A 17,209-nucleotide genomic window follows, 5' to 3' on the forward strand; every position below is an offset into this window, starting at 1 on the left:
GTGGGCGCCAGCGCGGCGGCACAGAACGGGAGTTGGCGATCGGTACGCTCGCGGTCCCCGGTGGAGGCTTAGAGCCGCACCGGCTGCCGCGCGGGCGCCAGTCGCAGCCCAGCCGTCGGTGGCCTCCAGCGCGGCCGACAGCCGGGGCCGGGCCGGTCCAGCTGGCGCAGGAAGGAGTCGGTGAGCAGCTCGCGGACCGTGCCCGGGAGGGCGGTCACCACTTGCTCCTCGTGTGCCGGGTGTCGAACACGCCCCTCCACCACCCGGCGTACGGTGACCGAAGGCCTCGGCCGGATCCAGGTAGACCGGGTGCAGGCGGTTGGCCGCCGTCAGGTAGTAGGAGAGGTAGAAGACGGCGAGCGCTCATCACACCGGCCTGTCCAGGATCGCGGGGAGCTCCGGCGCCCGGACGTCGTGCGGCCCGGCCACCGGGGCCAGCCCGCGCACGCCGCAGGTGGCGGTCGGCGCCCGCGGATAGCTCGCGGCCCAGCGCCATCGCCACCTGGCCGCCCTGCGAGAAGCCGGTCGCGTACACGTCCCCGGTGAGCGGCCGGCCGAGGCGGCGGCCCGCCTCGCGGGAGGCGCGCAGCAGGTCGAGCGAGGCGGAGACGGCGGAGCGGGTGTCCATGTAGGGGTGGAGGCCCGGGCCGAGGCCGAGCCCGAGGTAGTCGGGCGCCGCCACGGCCCGGCCCGCCGAGGCGTGCAGGTACGGGGTGAGCTTGCCGAAGTCCCCGGCGGTGGAGGGCGCGTCGTCGCGGTTCACCATGGTGCCGTGGGTGTCGGAGACCACGGCCAGCCGGTGCGGGCCACCCTCGGGCAGCGCGAACAGGCCGGTGGCGGTGGTGGGAGCGCCCTGCGGGGTGACGGTGCGGTAGGTGAGCCGGTAGGCGGCGACGCCGTGGCGGACGGTGGCGGTGTCCACCCCGAAGTCCCGCGCGTAGGCGGCGACCTGGGCGGGGGTCAGGCGGGCGAGCGGGGTGACGGCGAGCAGCTCGCCCCGGCTGTTGGTGCGCTCGGTCGGCGAGGTCGGCGAGCCCGGGACGGGGGCCGGGGTGGCGGCTGCGGCCGCCGGGGCGGCGAGGCCGACCGCGAGCAGGACCGCGGCGGCGGCCGCGAGGGCCCGGCGGGCGCGGGCGCGGGTGCGGGAATGGTGCTGCGGGGGAAGGGAGTTGTGCGATCCGGTGGTCATGACGAGGAGGCTACGGTCGGGCGGGACGGGCCCGGTACCCGGTCAGCACCCGAGCTCGGGCGGGGGCTGGCCCCCGGGTCCGCCGTCCGGTCCGCCCCCGGGTGTGCCGGGTGACACAGCGATGGGCCCCTTACAGATGAGGTGAGCCTTGCTATGCTGCCAGGGCGTCCCGAGGGAGAAGTCCGGTGAGAACCCGGCGCTGACCCGCAACGGTGGAACGGCCCCTGACGGTCCGTGAGCCCGATCGCCCCCGGCGGCGCGGTCCTCCCGAGAACTCGCCGCGGACTGCGAGGGGATGCCGAACGGCGCGCCCGCCGGAGCGCGCGGACGCCCGCCGTCCGCCGCCGCCCGGGCCCGGCCGGTCGCGCCCCCGTACGCCCGGGGCCCGACCGAAGGCCCAGCCGTTGAGCAGCGCGACCACCGCCACCGGACCTCCCGGCAGCGCCACCAGCCCGCCCGGCCGGCCGGGGCCCGCCCCGACCGGCCGCGGCCCGGCGACCGCTGCGCACCGCGCCACTGGCCCTCGGCCTCGGCGCGGCGCTGCTGGCCTCCCTGGTCTGCGGGGTCGCGCTCGGCTCCTCGGGGCTGAGCCTCGGTCAGGTCGCCCACTTCCTGCAGGCCGGGCTCACCGGCGGGCGGATCCACGCCGACCAGGTGGCCGGCTACACCATCGTCTGGGAGATCCGGCTGCCCCGGGCGGTGCTCGCCGCCGTGGTCGGCGCCGGGCTGTCCGCCGTCGGCGTGGCCGTCCAGGCCATGGTGCGCAACGCCCTGGCCGACCCCTTCGTCCTCGGCATCTCATCCGGCGCCGCCGTCGGCGCCAACGCCGTCCTGCTGCTCGGCGCGTTCGCCTCGCTGGGCGTCTGGGCGCTCTCGCTCTCCGCCTTCAGCTCGGCGCTGGCCGCGATGGTCCTGGTCTACGCGGTGGCCCGCACCGCCCACGGCCTCACCCCGCTGCGGCTGGTGCTCACCGGAACCGCCCTCGCCTACGGCTTCTCCGCCGTCACCTCGCTGATGGTCTTCTCCGCGGAGCGCGGCGAGGCCGCCCGGACGGCGATGATGTGGCTGCTCGGCAGCCTCGGCGGCGCCACCTGGGCCTCCGTCCCGATCGCGGCCGCCACCGTCCTGGCCGGGCTGGTCTACCTGCTGGCCGCCGCCGGGAGCCTGGACGCGCTGGCCATGGGCGACGAGACGGCCGCCGCCCTGGGCGTCGACGCCGCCCGCCTGCGGCGGGCCCTCTTCCTGGTGACCGCCGCCGTCACCGGCACCGTGGTCGCGGTGAGCGGAGCGATCGGGTTCGTCGGCCTGATGGTGCCGCACCTGGCCCGGATGCTGGTCGGGGCCGGCCACCGACGCGTGCTGACGGTCGCTCCGCTGCTGGGCGCGGTGCTCCTGGTGTGGGTGGACATCGTCTCGCGCCTGCTGCTCGCCCCGGCGGAGCTGCCGGTCGGCGTGATCACGGCGGTGCTGGGCGTGCCCTGCTTCCTGCTGCTGATGCGGCGGCGCACCTACAGCTTCGGCGGGCGCTGATGGGGGCCGGGGAGCGCAGGCCGACGGGGGCTCGGGAGCGCACGCCGACGGGGGCCGGAGAGCGTACGCACACCATGACGGCGGCCCGGACGCGGGATCCGCGGGCCGCTCGCCGCACTGCGGGAGGCCGAGGATGAAGGTCGAGATCGACGCGGTCTCGGTGGAGATCGCCGGGGCGCGGCTGGTGCACGAGGCCAGCCTGGAGGCCGAGAGCGGACAGGTGATCGGGCTGGTGGGGCCGAACGGCAGCGGGAAGTCGACCCTGCTGCGGACCGTCTACCGGGCGCTGCGCCCGAGCAGCGGCGCGGTCCGGCTGGACGGCGACGACCTGCACGGGCTGACGGCCCGTGAGGGGGCCCGCAGGGTGGGGGCGCTGCCGCAGGAGACGGTGGCCGAGTTCGACTTCACGGTGGCGGAGGTGGTCGGCATGGGCCGTCTTCCGCACCGCCGCGGCTTCGCCGGCCCCGGCCCCGAGGAGGCCGCCGACACCACCGCCGCGCTGGCCCGGGTCGGGGCCGACCACCTGGCCGGGCGGGGCTTCCTCCACCTCTCGGGAGGCGAGAAGCAGCGGGTGCTGATCGCCCGCGCGCTGGTCCAGCGTCCGCACGTGCTGGTGCTGGACGAACCGACCAACCACCTGGACATCGCGCACCAGTTGGAGGTGCTGGCCCTGGTCCGCGACAGCGGCCTCACCGTCCTCACCGCCCTGCACGACCTCAACCTGGCCGCCGCCCACTGCGACCTGCTGTACGTCATCGCCGGCGGCCGCATCGTCACGTCCGGCCCGCCGGCCGAGGTGCTCTCGGCCGAGCTGCTGGCCGAGGTCTTCGGGGTGCGCGCCCACCCCGTCCGGCACCCGGTCACCGGGGCCGTGCAACTGCTCTTCGACCGTCTCACCACCGACTCTCCCGCCCACCACTCCTGAGGGACCATCACGTGCTGTTCACCACCGCCCGCCGTACCCTGGCGGCCGCCGCCGCCCTGAGCCTCTGCACCGGCCTGGCCGCCTGCGGCGCCGAGGTCGCCCCCTCGGCGGACGCCGCCGCGTCGGCGCACTACCCCGTCACCGTCGACAACTGCGGGCGGCAGGTGACGTACCAGCAGAAGCCCGGCCGTGTGGTCACCAACGACATCGGCATCACCGAGCTGATGCTCGCCCTGGGCCTGGCCGACCGGATGGCCGGGTACGTGATGCCGGACGAGAAGGGCGACCTGTCGGCCGTCGCCTGGGGCAAGGAGTACGAGCGCACCCCGTGGCTCTCCAAGAAGGAGATCACCAAGGAGCTGGTGCTCGACGCCAAGGCGGACCTGGTCTTCGCCGGGTGGAACTACGGCTGGAACGAGAGCACCGGCCTCACCCCCGAGGGCCTGGGCAAGCTGGGCGTCGGCTCGTACACGCTCACCGAGTCCTGCCGCAACGGCAAGGAGAAGGCGCGCGGCGTGATGCCGCCGCTGGACGCCCTCTACGCCGACCTCACCAACCTCGGCCGGATCTTCGAGGTGGAGGCGAAGGCGCAGCAGCTGATCGACGGGTTCAAGGCCGAGGTGGCGAAGGCCGAGGCCGCCGCCCCCGCGAAGCGCCCCTCGGTCTTCCTCTACGACAGCGGCCAGGACAAGCCGTTCACCTCCGGCCGGTTCGCCGCGCCCGAGCAGATCATCACCAAGGCCGGCGGCCGGAACGTCTTCGGCGACCTGGACGACTCCTGGACCACCGTCGGCTGGGAGGCCGTGGTCGCCCGCGACCCGGAGGTCATCGTCATCAACGACTACGGCGACACCAGCGCCGAGGCGAAGCGGCAGTTCCTGAAGTCCTACCCGCCGCTGGCCCAGGTCTCCGCCGTCAAGAACGACCGCGTCTTCGTGCTCTCCTACGTCGACCTGGTCGAGAGCCCCCGCAACCCCGCCGCGATCACCCGCCTGGCCACCTACCTGAAGGGCGTCGCGGGCTGATCGGCCGGCGCCCGTCGGACGGGTTCTAGCGCCAGGGGCGGTGGTCGGTGGGGAGGCCGGCGAGGACGCGGGCGGTGCGGGCGTGCCAGGTGTGGTGGGTGAGGTGCCGGCGCAGGGCGCCGGTGGCGAGGCGTTCGCGGAGCTCCTGGTCCTCGGTCAGGCGGCGGACGGCCTTGACCCAGTCCTCGACCGAATCGGCCGGGCAGAGGAGGGAGTTGACCTCGTCGGTGAGCAGCTCGCGCAGGACGGGGTGGTCGGAGGCGACCACGGCGCGGCCGTGGGCGAGGTACTCGGGGAGGCAGGTGGGGACGGTGCGGCGGCCGGCGCCGTCGGCGTGCTGCTGGTGGGGTGCCAGCACCAGGTCGAAGGCGCGCAGGTAGGGGGTGATCCGGGAGGGCGGCCGGTGGCCGTGGAAGTGCACGTTGACGGAGCGGCAGCGGTCGCGCCAGTGCCGGACCTCGGCCTCCGTCCCGCCGACCAGGTGGAAGTCCGCCTCCGGTAAGCGCTCCGCCAGGGCGAGGAGCAGCCCGGTGCCCCGCCCGGTGGACGGACGGCCGATCCAGCCGATGCGCACAGCGCCCTCCCGGCCCGGGAGTTGGGCCACCGGGCCGTCGGCCGGGACGGGATCGGCGGCCGGCAGGGCGGTCAGCCGGTCCGTGCGGGGCGACCCCGGGAGGGAGTGCTGCAGCTCCTCGGCGAGTGCGTGCGAACCGGTCACCACCCGGCGCAGTCGGCGGCGGCGCAGCAGCCGGTGCTCCAGCGCCCGGTCCAGCCGCCCGGCCGGGAGGCGGTCGACCTCGCGGACCATCGGCGCGAGGTCGGCGCAGACCAGCAGGGCCGCGCGGTCGTCGCCGTACAGCAGGTCCGGCACGGCCCGGCGGCGGAGCTCCGCGCGGACCCGCCGGGCCCGCAGCCAGGGACCGACCAGCGGCACGGCGGGCTGGGCGACGGTGCGGACCTCGAAGCGGTTGCGGGTCCCGTAGTAGGCGTAGAGGTCCTCGTCGGGCACCGACCCGGGCCGGGCGTACAGGATCACCTGGTGCCCGGCGTCCACCAGGGCGTCGCACATCCGCACCGCCCGCACGCCGGCGGCGCGGTCGGTGGGGATGCTGCCGTCGTGCAGGTACGCGATCCGCATGGTTCGGGGCCTCCGCAGGCGGGACTGGACCCCTCATGCTTCCCGCTGTCCACATCCCGTCACAACGGCGCCGGGGTGCCGACGGTGGTACGCCGGGGCGCACGGGGGCGTGGCAGTGGCGGCGGTGCGGATCACCCGGTGGTCAGGGGCGGTCAGAACAGCGCGGTCTGCTCGACCGGGCGGGAGCGGAGCAGCTCGGTGAGGCCCGTACAGGGCGCCGGGGCGCACGGGCGGAGCGTCCAGCCGGTGAGCAGGCGGGTGTCCAGCAGCAGCGGGACGGGCTCGCGACCGGGCACGGGCTCGCGACCGGGGACGGGCTCGCGGCCGGGGACGGGCGGGGACTGATCGGGCGTCAGGAAGAGCTGCTGGCCGACCGGTGCGTGCAGCACCCCGCTCAGCCGGGCCCCGTCGGAGAGCGCCGTGACCTCCCGGTACGCCGGCGGTGGCCCCTCGGCCAGGCCGAACAGCTCCACCTGATCGACCACCGGCCCGTCCGGGAAGAGCTCCACCGCGTGCCCGGCCAGCACCGGCAGCACCTCGGCCCGCAGCGCCCTGACGGCCTCCGCCCGCCCCCGCGGCCCGGGCAGGTGCCACCACCCCTGGTTCTTGGCCTTGGTGGTGAACCGCTCCCGGGCCAGCCCCGCCTGGGCCACCGTCAGCTCCGCCCGCCGCACCCCGGGCAGCGGCCCGCGCGCCAGGAAGGTCCAGACCGGGGCCGCCTGCTCCAGCAGCCGTGCGCTGCCGCGCTGCTCCGCCGTCAGGCCGACCTTCGCCAGGCCCGGGCCGAACCAGGCCAGGTACAGCCGGTACGTCCGCCCGTCGTCCACCACCCGGTCCCGGGCCAGTGCCAGCCCCTGGTCCGCGTCCTGGCAGGACGGGCACTGGCCGGACTTCCCGGCCGGGTCGAGCAGGGCCGAGGTGGGGCAGGGGTGGTGGCGGTGCGCCGTCCGGATGCCGGTGCAGCGGCGCGGCCCGGCCACCTCCCAGCCGATCCGGGTGCCCGTGCCGATCTCGCGGCGGTGCTCCTCCGCTCCGCGGGCGGCCGTCAGCTGCGGCACGCCCTCGCGCCAGCGCAGCCCCGTCGCCGTCCACCCCCGCACCGCCGGCCCGGTGGCCTCCCGGGCCTCCGTGGGCTCCGCCTGGTTCCCGTCCATGGGACGTGAGCGTACGGCCCGCCACTGACAGATCACAGGGCTGCGGGCCGGATGACCTGGGATCCCCCTGGGAAGACCATCGGACGATCGGCTATATTCGCGCAACCGTCGCGCCGACGGAACCGTGCCTTCCGGGGGAGCCCCTTGTCGTCCGAGCCCGACCAGTCCAGCCAGCCGAGCGCCACCCCGGCCGCCGCCGACTGGTCCGCGCCCGCCGACTCCGCCGACTCCGGCGCTCCTGGCGCCGCTCCGGCGGCCGACCCGTACGCCTACGTGCCGCCGCAGGTCACGGACGAACCGTACGGGCCGGCGACGTCCTACCAGCCGCCGCACGGTGCTTCGTACCCGGCCGCTCCGTTCACCAGCGACCCGTATGCCGGCGGTCCGTACGCAGGCGGTGGGTACACCGGTGGGCCGCATGCCGGTGACCCGTACGCGAGCGGTCCGTACGCCGGTGGGCCGTACTGGCAGGGGCCGCCGTTGCCGGCGCCCGGCACCAACGGGTTGGCCGTCGCCTCGCTGGTCCTCGGGATCTTCGGGCTGTTCTGTCTGGCCTGGACCCTCGGCCTCGGGCTCGGCATCGCCGCGCTGCGGCAGCTCAAGCGGCGGCCGCAGCGCGGCAAGGGCATGGCGGTGGCCGGCATCGTGCTCTCCTCCTGCTGGGCCCTGGTGACGCTGGCGTTGGCGCCGTTCGTGGTGGCGGCGTTCGAGGAGGGCGTGGAGCAGTCGGCCGGCGGGGTCGCGGTCTTCGACCTCAAGGCCGGGGACTGCATGAAGGAGGCCACGGGGCGCCGGGCGGTCCGGGCCCGCTTCACGGTGGTGCCGTGCGGCGAGCCGCACCACGGGGAGGTGTTCGGCGTCGCCCACCTCCCCGGCGCCGACTACCCCGGCACCAGCCGGCTGGAGCGCACGGTCTCGCTCCAGTGCATCGCCCCCCAGTACGCCTACACCCCGGACCACTGGACCATCCCGGCCACCGTCGAGTCCACCACCATCTACCCCGACCGCGAGGCCTGGCCGGCCACCAAGCGGGCCATCTGCCTCTTCGACTCCGAGGAGCTCCGCACCGGCACCCTCCACCAGGAGCAGTCCCGCTGGACCGCCGAGCAGTACGGGTACCTGGAGGCCACCCGGGAGCTGGACGTCGCCCTGGCGGGCGCGCCGACCGAGGAGCTCGAGGACGCGACCGACGACTACCAGGAGTGGGGCCGCACGGTCGCCGACGCCGCCACCGCCACCAAGAGCAAGCTGGCCAAGGTGGCCTGGAGCCACCCCGGTCGGCCGGAACTCGCCGACCTCCAGATCGAGTTGGACCGTCTCGTCACCCAGGGCAAGAAGCTCAACGAGACCGGGGACGAGGACGTCGACGCCCTCTACGACGCCTACGACGGGCTCGACCAGAACGCCAACGGCGAGGCCGACGCCCTCCTCCGCCAGGCCATCGGCCTGCGCTCCACCCCGCCCGACGAGCATCCCTCCCAGGTCTGACCCCTCGTCACGCGACGGGCCCGAACGCAGGTGCCGGTGGCGGCCGTCAGTGACGCCGGAAGAGCCCCTCGAAGCGCGGCCGCAGCGCGGCCACGAGGAGCGCGCCGAGCACCTGGGCACCCGCCACGGCGCCGATGCCGACCAGGCGCAACGCCGAACGCAGCGAAACCATCATCATCTCCGTAGGTACCGACAGCCGGTGAGCGGCAAGCTAGCAACCGAACCGCCCAGCTCCCGTGCTGACGCCCCGCCGGCTACGGACACCTCACCCGAACGGACCCCTCGCACCTCGCGTCGACCCGGACCGACGCCCGGTCGTCCACGCCGGTTGCCCCGGTTGCCCCGGTTGCCCCGGTCACGCCGTGAGCGGGTCGCCGCGGAGGAAGGCGTGGAGGTGCTGGTCGTGCCACCCGTCCTCGTGCAGGAGGGCTCCGCGCATGGTGCCCCTCGAAGGCGTACCCCGCCTTCTGCGCCACGCGGCAGGACGCCGGGTTGGCGGTGGAGTGGCAGAGCCGGAGCCGGTGCAGGCCGAACTCCTCCACCGCCCAGCGGGTGACCCGGCGGACGGACGCCACCGCGAGCCCGCGGCCGCGGGCGGCCGGGAGCAGCCAGTAGACCAACTCCGCGCTGCGATTGGTGAGATCGAGCTCGTTGCAGCCGATCAGCCCGACGGGTCCGGAGTGGTCCGCGATGGCCCAGACCGCCCCCGTCCCGGCCTCCCACCGCTCCCGCATCCGGGCGATCCGCCCCCGCGCCTGCTCCGCCGACCCCACCGTGAACAGGTTCCACCGCTGGATCTCCGGCTCCTGGCCGGCCGTCAGCAGGGCCCCGGCATCGGAGGGTTCCCAGGGCCGCAGGACCGTCCTGTCGTCCAGTACGAGCACGGGAGGCCCTGACAGGGCGTCACCGCGCGGGGCGTCGTGGTTGATCATCCGGGCATCCTGGCACACGTCCCGGGACGGCCGTTGTGGGGATCATGTGATTTGACTCCGTGGACGATCACCACGCATAGTGCCCGCATGGCTGGATACCTCGTTTCGCGCAGGCACATCGACCTGCGCCGTGTGACGGCGACGAGCTGTCGCCCCAGCTGCTGACGCGCGCCCTTCTCCGGCCCTGAGGCCGACTGCCCGCCGCGTTCCTCCCTTCGCTCCATCCTCACCGGCATGCCCGTGAACGGGCCGGTCCGACATCTCCTCGCGCGCGTCCCGTCCCGGTCACCACAGCCGGTGCGGGGCTCCTCGCGCGCACCTCCTTCCTGCTCCTCCGCCATCCCTGGAGTTCCCCATGCGCTCGCGCCGTGTCCTGGTCGCCGCCCTCGCCGCCGCCGTCTCGCTCTCCGCGCTCACCGCTTGCAGCAGCGCCGGCAGCTCGTCCTCCTCGAAGTCCGCCGACAACCCGTTCAAGCTGAACGAGGCGGGCACCGTCCACGTCGGCACGCTCTCGGACGCGCCGCCGAACGTCTACCTCAAGGACGGCAAGTTCACCGGCTTCGACAACGACCTCTTCACCGCCGTCGCCGCGAAGGCCGGCCTCAAGGTGCAGTTCGCCTCCACCGACTTCTCCGCGCTGCTCTCGCAGGTCGCCAACCGCAAGTTCGACGTGGGCAGTTCGTCCATCACCATCACCGAGGCCCGCAAGAAGACGGTGGCCTTCACCAACGGCTACGACTTCGGCTACTTCGGGCTGGACGTGCCCGCCGGCTCGCCGATCAAGAGCTTCGACCAGCTCGCGGGCAAGCGCGTCGTGGTCGTCCAGGGCACGGTGCAGGACGACTACGCCACCAAGAACAAGCTCGACCCGGTGCGCGTCCCGGACTACAACAGCGCGCTCAACCAGCTGAAGACCGGCACCGCCGAGGCCTGGATATCCCCGGCCGAGATCGGCGAGAAGAGCGCCAACGACAGCGGCGGCAAGGTGGTGCTGGCGCAGAAGCAGCTCAGCTCCTCGCCGACCGCCTTCGCGGTGGCGCTGGACCGCCCGGAGCTGCTGACCGCGCTGAACAAGGCGCTCGACGAGGTCATCGCCGACGGCACCTGGACCAAGCTCCAGCAGCAGTACTACCCGGGCCGTCCGATCCCCGAGGGCTTCAAGCCGGGCAGCGGCTCGGTCGCCTTCCCGCCGGTGGCGGCCGCGGGCGCCACGCCGTCCTCCTGACCGACCGTCACCTAGTTATCCAGAGGACAGGAGACCGACGTGGACCAGCTGGGCACGCTGGCGGAGACGTTCTTCAACTGGGAGTCGATGCGCTCCGCGATCCCCGACCTGCTCACCACCGGCGTGCCCAACACGCTGGTCCTCGCCGTGAGTTCGGCCGTCCTCGGCACCGTCCTCGGCCTGCTCCTGGCGGTCGCCGGGATCGCCAGGACCCGCTGGCTGCGGTGGCCGGCCCGGGTCTACACGGACGTGTTCCGCGGCCTGCCGGCCGCGGTCACCATCCTGTTGATCGGGGTCGGGCTGGCCCCGCAGGGCATGCTGATCTGGGGGCCCGACCCCTATCCGCTCGGCATCCTGGCGCTCTCGCTGATCGCCGCCGCCTACTTCGGCGAGATCTTCCGCTCCGGCATCCAGAGCGTGGAGGCCGGGCAGCTGGAGGCTGCCCGGGCCCTCGGGTTCTCCTACGCGGCCGCGATGCGGCTGGTCGTCGTACCGCTGGGAGTGCGGCGGATCCTGCCGGCCTGGGTCAACCAGCTCATCGCGCTGATCAAGGACTCCAGCCTGATCTACTTCCTCGGGCTGATGGCCGATCAGCGCGACCTGTTCCGGATCGGCCAGGACGCGGCCGCCAACACCGGCAACGAGTCCGCCCTGGTCCTGGCCGGACTCTTCTACCTCCTGCTCACCGTGCCGCTGACCCACCTGGTCAACGTCATCGACCGGCGGCTCCGGAACGGGCGCGAGGTCGTCGAACCCGAGGCCGCCACCGATCCGGCGCCCGTCCCCCGAAGGAGCGGCACGTGTCTGACACGGACTTCTCACCCGTCAGTCTGACCGCCCGTGACCTGCACCTCGCACTGGGTGGCAACCGGATCCTGCGCGGCGTGGACCTCGACGTCCCCGAAGGGGCACACCGTCTCGGTGATCGGCCCCTCCGGCTCGGGGAAGTCGACACTGTTGCGGACGATCAACCGGCTGGTGGAACCCGACCGGGGCGACGTCCTGTTGGACGGCGAGAGCGTGCTCGGGCGCAGCCCCGACCTGCTGCGCCGGCACATCGGCATGGTGTTCCAGCAGTTCAACCTCTTCCCGCACCTGAGCGTGGAGCGCAACCTCACGCTCCCGCTGCGCAAGCTGCGCGGTCTCCCGAAGGAGGAGGCGGTCGAGGCCGCCCCGCCGTCAGCTCGACCTGGTCGGGCTGCGGCACAAGGCGGACGTCCGGCCCGGCCAGCTCTCCGGCGGGCAGCAGCAGCGGGTGGCCATCGCCCGGGCGCTCGCGATGCGGCCCCGGGTGATGCTCTTCGACGAGGCGACCTCCGCGCTCGACCCCGAACTGGTCAAGGGCGTCCTGTCGTTGATGGCCGACCTCGGCAAGGAGGGCATGACCATGGTCGTGGTCACCCACGAGATGGGCTTCGCCCGTTCGGTCTCGGACGGCGTCGCCTTCATGGACGGGGGTGTGGTGGTCGAGTCGGGCCCGCCCGAGGCGGTGTTCGGTGCTCCGGAGAGCCCGCGCCTGCGCCGGTTCCTCGCCGAGGTGATCTGAGACCGTCGGCGCCTGACCTGCGGAAACCCCTTCGTGTGGGCGGGATCCGTACGGCACACTGCCCGGATGGACACGGGCACGGCGGCGGCGGAGTGGGCGGAGCGGGCGCGGGTGGCGGCCCGGATCGCGGAGCAGACGGACGACTGGGACGAGTACGGAGGCCTGCTCTGGCGGGCGGCGGAGGACGGGCCGGGCGCGCTGGCGCTCGGGCTGGAGTCGATCGGTTCGCCGGACCCGGCCGAGCGTGAGCTCGGGTGCCGGCTGCTGGGCAACGCCGCCGACCGTCACGACGAGGTCAAGCCCGCGGCGGTGGCCGCGCTGGTCGCGCTCGCGGAGCGGGAGACCGACGCCGAGGTCCTGGCGGCGTTGGCCCGCGCCGTCGGGCAGACCTACGACCCGCGCGCCGTCCCCGTCCTGGTGACCCTCGCGCGGCACCCCGACGAGGAGGTCCGCCGCCAGGTGGCGACCGCCTTCTCCAGCGTGGCCACGGGGGAGCCGGACGGCCCGGACGTCCGGGCCCTGATCGCGCTCACCCGGGACGAGGACCCGGACGTCCGGGACTGGGCCACCTTCACGCTGGGCTTCCAGTACGAGGTCGACACCGCCGAGATCCGCGCCGCGCTCTGGGAGCGGACCGGCGACGGGCACGCCGACACCCGGGAGGAGGGAATCCGCGGCCTGGCACGGCGTCACGACCTGCGCGCCGTACCGCTGTTGGCCGAGTTGCTCGACGACCCCGAGGGCGCGCACGTCCACACCTTCCGGGCGGCCGAGATCCTGGGCTCGCCCGAGCTGCTGCCGTACCTACGGAACCATGACGCCGACGGCGGCGCGGTCGAGGACGCCGTCCGGGCCTGCGACCCGGTGGAGCGGGGCCGGTTGGAGCTGGCGGGCTGGGAACTGCTGTGCGCGCTCGACCGGTTGCGGCCCGAGCTGCGCGCGGGCCTGTACCGGCCGCGCTTCGAGGCCGGGCTCGCGCTCGGGGCGGGGGAGGGCTGGTACGACGTGGCCGCACTGCTCCGCCGGGCCGGCGGCGACCCCGGGCGGGCCGCCGAACTGGCCGCCACCGACTGACCGTTCGACGAGCACGGGTAATTCGCTCGACAGCGGGGGTGGGCGGCGGGCATCGTTGCGGCCCGTGACGAGCAGCGAACTGTGGACCCGTGAGACCGCCGACCGCTACGACGCCGAGGAGGCCGAGTCCTCCACGGCGGAAGCCCTCAAGCCTGTCCTGGACTTCCTCGCCGAACTCGCCGGAGACGGGCGGGCGTTGGAGTTCGCGATCGGGACCGGGGCGGGTGGGGGTGCCGCTGCGGGCGCGCGGGGTGCCGGTGGTGGGGATCGAGTACTCGCCGCACATGGCGGCGGTGCTGCGGGCCAAGGTGGACGAGGAGACCCTCCCGGTGGCCGTCGGGGACATGGCGACCACCGTCGTCCCCGGCTCGTTCAGCCTGGTCTACCTGGTCTACAACACCATCACCAACCTGCTCACCCAGGACGAGCAGGTCGAGTGCTTCCGCAACGCCGCCCGCCACCTGGAGCCCGGCGGCCGGTTCGTCATCGAGCTCGGGGTGCCGCCGCTGCGGCTGCTGGCGCCCGGGGCGCTGGCGGTGCCGTTCGACGTCTCGGCGGGGCACGTCGGCTTCGACACCTTCGACCTGGTCGAGCAGGTGCTGGTCTCGCACCACTTCACCCGGGACGGCGAGGACGGCCGCTACCGCCGGGACAACTCCCGCCACCGGTACGCCTGGCCGGCCGAACTCGACCTGATGGCGAGGATCGCCGGTCTGGAGCCGGAGCGCCGGGTCGCGGACTGGGACGGTGCGCCGTTCGCCCAGGACTCCACGAAGCACGTCTCGGTGTGGCGCAAGCCGCTGTAGAACGCTGATGAAGATCTTGGTGTGATCCGGGTCGTGCCGTCAGGTGGCGGCCGGGATCTGCCGGATCGTGCCGTTGTGGGTGAGTCCGAGGTTGATCAGGGTCCGTAGGTCGAGGGCGGTGGCGCGGGTGCGGAGCCAGGCGTTGTTCCTGAGGGTGTCGATGGCGGTTTCCGCTTCTCGACCTCGTACATCGGAACGAGCCGCGCCCACGCCTTGGTTTGCTGCGTGACGTGGGCTTGCAGCCAGTCGGTGAACCTGGCGAAGCTCAAGGCGGGCGCCTCGCCCTCACAGTACGACCACACCTCGGGATCAGGTCCGGGGCCGCGCAGAAAATCGAACTGGTAACCCTGGTGCATGAGGATGACCCGGTCCGACTCGGCGAGAAGGAAGGGGACGCCGTTCTCCGCCAGCAGCTCTCGTGCCGCCTCGCCCAGGCCGATGACTCGCGGATAGAAGACGTCACTGCCCTGCAAGAAGCGCCCTGCACCACCACCGATCAGCGTCAGGAAGCAACGGTAGGCATCCCCGAGAGGCGCGGACTGGTCACGCTCAATCCGGTGCATCTCGTCGCCGGACAGCCCACGAACCTGCTCGGCGACCGCCGTAGTGCCGTCGACAAGAGCTGTGGTCAGCGCGCGGACACGGTCCTCCAGCGAGTCCCTGCCCAAGGGTTCATCGGAGTCCTGACCTTTCCTCCGCACCGTCATGCCGCCTCCGGTCGCCGAACCAACTCCTACCGCTGGCGGCACAGGATCCTACGCGTCCTCTGATCCACTGTTTAAAACAGGCCCTAGTCTTGTTCTTCAACCTCAGTGGGCTTAAGAAGATATCTCATTTGGGTGGGTTGAGTAGACTCCGGGCATGCTGATCGTTGAGCGGCTGGTGCCGGACGAGCTGTGGGAGTTGTTCCAGTTGGTGGTGCCGGACGCTCCGGTGCGCCCGCAGGGTGGTGGCCGGCGGCGCCACGGGGACCGCGAGGTGCTGGCGGCGATCGTGTTCGTCGCGACCTCGGGGTGTACGTGGGCTCAACTGCCGCCCTGCTTCGGGCCGTCCGGGCCCACCGCCCACCGGCGCTTCACTGAGTGGAGCAAGGCCAGAGTGTGGGCCAAGCTCCACCGCGTCCTCCTGGACGAGCTCGGCTCGCGGGGCCAGCTGGACTGGTCCCGCTGCGCGGTCGACTCAGTGAACATGAGGGCCCTGAAAAGGGGGAACTGACAGGTCCGAATCCTGTCGATCGGGGCAAGTACGGGTCGAAGATTCATCTGCTCACCGAACGTACCGGTTTACCCCTCTCGCTCGCGGTCTCCGGAGCCAACCTGCACGACAGCCAGGCCCTGATACCTCTTGTGGACGCCATCCCGCCGATCCGCTCACGGCGCGGACCGCGGCGCCGCCGTCCCGGCAAACTGCACGGCGACAAGGCCTATGACCACCGATTCATCCGTTCCTACCTGCGACGACGGCAGATCCCAGCCCGCATCGCCCGCCGGGGCGTCGAGTCCTCTCAGCGCCTCGGCCGCCACCGTTGGGTGATCGAGCGCACCGTCGCCTGGCTCGGCGGCTTCCGCCGACTCCACCGCCGCTACGAACGCAAGGCCGACCACTTCGCCGCCTTCGCCAGCATCGCCGCAGCCCTCATCTGCACCCGACGGCTCTCCAAATGAGATGCCTTCTAAGAGCAGTCCGCTGCGACCCAGGTAGCGGTGATGTCGTTGCACGTAACGATGACCGACCCGGGCCGGAAGGCCATCTCGTGAGTGCAGCCTTGGTCGTGCGGAAGGATCTCGTCCAGGATCAGCGTGCCGAGGCCGTCCCAGGTCGAGGGCTCGTTCGGGGTCTTGATGTGGACGGCTGTCACTCCCGAATAGCGGACGACCAGGTCCTCGTCGTGCTTCCAACAGTTGTGACGGAGGCGGAGGTCGAGGGTTTGACCGTCGTGGAAGAAGGTGGCCTGGTGGAGCGTCAGGTCCTTCACGCAGCGCCGTCCGGCGAAGTCGTAGTGGCCCGGGTCGGTGGCGAATGCCTTGGCGCCCGGGGGCAGGCTGGTGCTCAGCGCAGGCAGAAGCTCAAGGTAGGGGCCAGGGTTGAGGACTCCGGTCAGTTCGCCGACTCGGGCATTTTCGGGGTTTGTAGTGTCGTGCGTCAGACTTTGTGGCAGGACCCGCAACCTGGGAGCGGTCCGGCCGGTCACGTGGAGGTGAAGGAAAAGGGCGGGCCCGGGGCTGTGGACCCCTGGTAGAACATGAGCCGATGGGTATTCAGGAACGTGACCGCAAGGTGTACCGGCCTCTGCGGCGAGCCGGCCTTGAGGTGATCCCCAACGCAGTGCCAGGGGACACGATGCCGTTCGTCCGCGGATACGGTGCGGAGGACGTGGCCGGAGGCTTCTCGCACCGGTACGGCACCTCGCGGCTGGTCGAGCGGCTCAATGCAGACTGGTACGACCTGGCGGTCTCCTCGGGCCTCTTCGACCACCGGCGGGAGTTCCTACTGCAGCTTCCACAGGGCACCCGTTCGCACCGGGCCGCTCTGGAGCACCTGCACAGCGGCAACACTGCACCGGCGCTCTGGACCCGGGTCCGACTGCTGGATCGCTGGGACATCATGGGCCGAGGCGCGGCGTCGGCGTTCCTGGGTGTGCACTCAGGGCACCCGGGCTTCGGCATGATGGCTCTGGACGGCAGCGTGTACATCGAAGCCTCGACGGGCGAGACCGGCATCGACGTGCTCGCGGTGCATCACCCGGGCCGCTCGGAGAACGTCCTGCGACACCTGGAGTGGATCACGCGTTACGACAGCCCTTACGCAAACCGCGAGGAAAAGCAGCGTGTTGCCGTCTGGCTCGCCGGTCGCGCAGGGAGCCTTCCGGGTCGCTGATGACGAGGTCCCGGACGGTGACTGATCATGTGTGGAGCCAGATGACGGGGGCGGCCACGGTGACGGTGCCGAGGAAGACGTATCCGCGCTCGCCGTAACGGGTCGCGACGGTGCGGGAGTTCTTCAGCTTGTTGATGGCCCTCTCGACAGTGTTGCGCTTCTTGTACCGCTCCTTGTCGAATCCTGGTGGCCGTCCGCCTTCTCCGGGATCGTCCGCCGGATGGCACGCTGCCGTGGGTACTGACGGCAAGGGTCGTGCAGCAGAAGCTCCCAGGTGCCGTCCGCCGACCACAACCGATG

The 17,209-nt window shown here is 72.8% G+C and carries 17 protein-coding genes and 3 pseudogenes; 11 read left to right on the plus strand and 9 right to left on the minus strand.

The window, feature by feature from the left end; all coding sequences use genetic code 11:
- Positions 1–68: 68 nt before the first annotated feature.
- Together ABD946_RS28400 and ABD946_RS28405 are read right to left on the minus strand one after the other, a co-directional pair.
- The gene (locus ABD946_RS28400; protein WP_345288294.1) at positions 69–218 is read right to left on the minus strand and encodes a hypothetical protein; all 150 of its coding nucleotides are present in this window, start codon (positions 216–218) and stop codon (positions 69–71) included.
- Entirely contained in the window at positions 215–1,189 is a 975-nt protein-coding gene (locus ABD946_RS28405; RefSeq protein ID WP_345288297.1) for an alpha/beta hydrolase, read from the minus strand. The genes ABD946_RS28400 and ABD946_RS28405 overlap by 4 nt, the downstream gene beginning before the upstream one ends.
- 501 nt (positions 1,190–1,690) lie before the next feature.
- Here ABD946_RS28405 and ABD946_RS28410 point away from each other — a divergent pair.
- From ABD946_RS28410 to ABD946_RS28420, 3 genes are all read left to right on the plus strand, one after another.
- Positions 1,691–2,719: a FecCD family ABC transporter permease gene (locus ABD946_RS28410; RefSeq protein ID WP_345288335.1), complete on the plus strand. Its 1,029-nt coding sequence runs from the start codon at positions 1,691–1,693 to the stop codon at positions 2,717–2,719.
- A 133-nt stretch (positions 2,720–2,852) separates the two neighbouring features.
- Entirely contained in the window at positions 2,853–3,644 is a 792-nt protein-coding gene (locus tag ABD946_RS28415) for an ABC transporter ATP-binding protein (RefSeq protein ID WP_345288298.1), read from the plus strand.
- Positions 3,645–3,655: 11 nt separating this feature from the next.
- Positions 3,656–4,669 carry an ABC transporter substrate-binding protein gene (locus ABD946_RS28420; protein WP_380150000.1) on the plus strand — a complete coding sequence of 338 codons (1,014 nt, stop codon included), beginning with the start codon at positions 3,656–3,658 and terminating at the stop codon, positions 4,667–4,669.
- Positions 4,670–4,694: 25 nt separating this feature from the next.
- Here the strand turns inward: ABD946_RS28420 and ABD946_RS28425 are convergent, their stop codons facing one another.
- Positions 4,695–5,807, minus strand: a complete 1,113-nt coding sequence (locus ABD946_RS28425; protein WP_345288300.1) for a glycosyltransferase family 4 protein — start codon at positions 5,805–5,807, stop codon at positions 4,695–4,697.
- Positions 5,808–5,959: 152 nt separating this feature from the next.
- On the minus strand, positions 5,960–6,961 hold the full coding sequence (locus ABD946_RS28430) for a hypothetical protein (RefSeq protein WP_345288302.1): 1,002 nt from the start codon (positions 6,959–6,961) through the stop codon (positions 5,960–5,962).
- Positions 6,962–7,105: 144 nt separating this feature from the next.
- Here ABD946_RS28430 and ABD946_RS28435 point away from each other — a divergent pair, with 144 nt between their 5' ends.
- Complete coding sequence (locus tag ABD946_RS28435) at positions 7,106–8,449, plus strand: DUF4190 domain-containing protein (RefSeq protein ID WP_345288304.1); 1,344 nt, start codon at positions 7,106–7,108, stop codon at positions 8,447–8,449.
- Positions 8,450–8,495: 46 nt separating this feature from the next.
- Here ABD946_RS28435 and ABD946_RS28440 read toward each other — a convergent pair whose 3' ends face one another.
- Together ABD946_RS28440 and ABD946_RS28445 are read right to left on the minus strand one after the other, a co-directional pair.
- Positions 8,496–8,621 carry a hypothetical protein gene (locus tag ABD946_RS28440; protein ID WP_345288306.1) on the minus strand — a complete coding sequence of 42 codons (126 nt, stop codon included), beginning with the start codon at positions 8,619–8,621 and terminating at the stop codon, positions 8,496–8,498.
- Between the two features lie 82 nt (positions 8,622–8,703).
- The gene (locus ABD946_RS28445; protein ID WP_345288308.1) at positions 8,704–9,381 is read right to left on the minus strand and encodes a GNAT family N-acetyltransferase; all 678 of its coding nucleotides are present in this window, start codon (positions 9,379–9,381) and stop codon (positions 8,704–8,706) included.
- A gap of 355 nt (positions 9,382–9,736) precedes the next feature.
- Between ABD946_RS28445 and ABD946_RS28450 the strand changes: the two genes are divergently transcribed.
- From ABD946_RS28450 to ABD946_RS28470, 5 genes and pseudogenes are all read left to right on the plus strand, one after another.
- Entirely contained in the window at positions 9,737–10,606 is an 870-nt protein-coding gene (locus tag ABD946_RS28450; protein WP_345288309.1) for an ABC transporter substrate-binding protein, read from the plus strand.
- 39 nt (positions 10,607–10,645) lie between these two features.
- Entirely contained in the window at positions 10,646–11,440 is a 795-nt protein-coding gene (locus ABD946_RS28455) for an amino acid ABC transporter permease (protein WP_345288311.1), read from the plus strand.
- A pseudogene (locus ABD946_RS28460) lies at positions 11,407–12,152 on the plus strand (amino acid ABC transporter ATP-binding protein). Before ABD946_RS28455 ends, ABD946_RS28460 begins: the two are co-directional and overlap by 34 nt.
- Before the next feature lie 66 nt (positions 12,153–12,218).
- Positions 12,219–13,226 (plus strand): HEAT repeat domain-containing protein, encoded by a 1,008-nt coding sequence (locus tag ABD946_RS28465; protein WP_345288313.1) that lies wholly within the window; start codon positions 12,219–12,221, stop codon positions 13,224–13,226.
- Positions 13,227–13,290: 64 nt separating this feature from the next.
- A pseudogene (locus tag ABD946_RS28470) lies at positions 13,291–14,032 on the plus strand (class I SAM-dependent DNA methyltransferase).
- A gap of 95 nt (positions 14,033–14,127) precedes the next feature.
- Here the strand turns inward: ABD946_RS28470 and ABD946_RS28475 are convergent.
- The gene (locus tag ABD946_RS28475; RefSeq protein WP_345288315.1) at positions 14,128–14,739 is read right to left on the minus strand and encodes an SMI1/KNR4 family protein; all 612 of its coding nucleotides are present in this window, start codon (positions 14,737–14,739) and stop codon (positions 14,128–14,130) included.
- A gap of 154 nt (positions 14,740–14,893) precedes the next feature.
- On the opposite strand from ABD946_RS28475, the gene ABD946_RS28480 reads away from it, so the two are divergent.
- Positions 14,894–15,696 (plus strand): IS5 family transposase gene (locus ABD946_RS28480; RefSeq protein ID WP_345286911.1). Its coding sequence is split into 2 segments (ribosomal slippage): positions 14,894–15,236 and positions 15,236–15,696, totalling 804 coding nucleotides; the frame shifts between segments, so codons are not numbered across the junction.
- 8 nt (positions 15,697–15,704) lie between these two features.
- On the opposite strand, the gene ABD946_RS28485 is transcribed toward ABD946_RS28480, so the two are convergent.
- Positions 15,705–16,223, minus strand: coding sequence for a hypothetical protein (locus ABD946_RS28485; protein WP_345288316.1), 519 nt, complete (start codon positions 16,221–16,223; stop codon positions 15,705–15,707).
- A 59-nt stretch (positions 16,224–16,282) separates the two neighbouring features.
- Between ABD946_RS28485 and ABD946_RS28490 the strand changes: the two genes are divergently transcribed.
- Positions 16,283–16,909 carry a hypothetical protein gene (locus ABD946_RS28490; RefSeq protein ID WP_345288318.1) on the plus strand — a complete coding sequence of 209 codons (627 nt, stop codon included), beginning with the start codon at positions 16,283–16,285 and terminating at the stop codon, positions 16,907–16,909.
- A 25-nt stretch (positions 16,910–16,934) separates the two neighbouring features.
- Here ABD946_RS28490 and ABD946_RS28495 read toward each other — a convergent pair.
- Positions 16,935–17,111 (minus strand): annotated as a pseudogene (locus tag ABD946_RS28495) (IS5/IS1182 family transposase); the annotation flags it as partial.
- Positions 17,112–17,209: the final 98 nt, after the last annotated feature.

Source organism: Kitasatospora albolonga (assembly GCF_039535905.1).
GTDB lineage: Bacteria > Actinomycetota > Actinomycetes > Streptomycetales > Streptomycetaceae > Kitasatospora > Kitasatospora albolonga.

Excerpts from the sequence above, each read along its gene's own strand:
- ABD946_RS28415 (WP_345288298.1), top strand. The coding sequence starts at position 2,853 with ATGAAGGTCGAGATCGACGCGGTCTCGGTGGAGATCGCCGGGGCGCGG.
- ABD946_RS28490 (WP_345288318.1), top strand. The coding sequence starts at position 16,283 with ATGGGTATTCAGGAACGTGACCGCAAGGTGTACCGGCCTCTGCGGCGA.
- ABD946_RS28430 (WP_345288302.1), bottom strand. The coding sequence starts at position 6,961 with ATGGACGGGAACCAGGCGGAGCCCACGGAGGCCCGGGAGGCCACCGGG.
- ABD946_RS28405 (WP_345288297.1), bottom strand. The coding sequence starts at position 1,189 with ATGACCACCGGATCGCACAACTCCCTTCCCCCGCAGCACCATTCCCGC.
- ABD946_RS28475 (WP_345288315.1), bottom strand. The coding sequence starts at position 14,739 with ATGACGGTGCGGAGGAAAGGTCAGGACTCCGATGAACCCTTGGGCAGG.
- ABD946_RS28425 (WP_345288300.1), bottom strand. The coding sequence starts at position 5,807 with ATGCGGATCGCGTACCTGCACGACGGCAGCATCCCCACCGACCGCGCC.
- ABD946_RS28450 (WP_345288309.1), top strand. The coding sequence starts at position 9,737 with ATGCGCTCGCGCCGTGTCCTGGTCGCCGCCCTCGCCGCCGCCGTCTCG.
- ABD946_RS28440 (WP_345288306.1), bottom strand. The coding sequence starts at position 8,621 with ATGGTTTCGCTGCGTTCGGCGTTGCGCCTGGTCGGCATCGGCGCCGTG.
- ABD946_RS28445 (WP_345288308.1), bottom strand. The coding sequence starts at position 9,381 with ATGATCAACCACGACGCCCCGCGCGGTGACGCCCTGTCAGGGCCTCCC.
- ABD946_RS28465 (WP_345288313.1), top strand. The coding sequence starts at position 12,219 with ATGGACACGGGCACGGCGGCGGCGGAGTGGGCGGAGCGGGCGCGGGTG.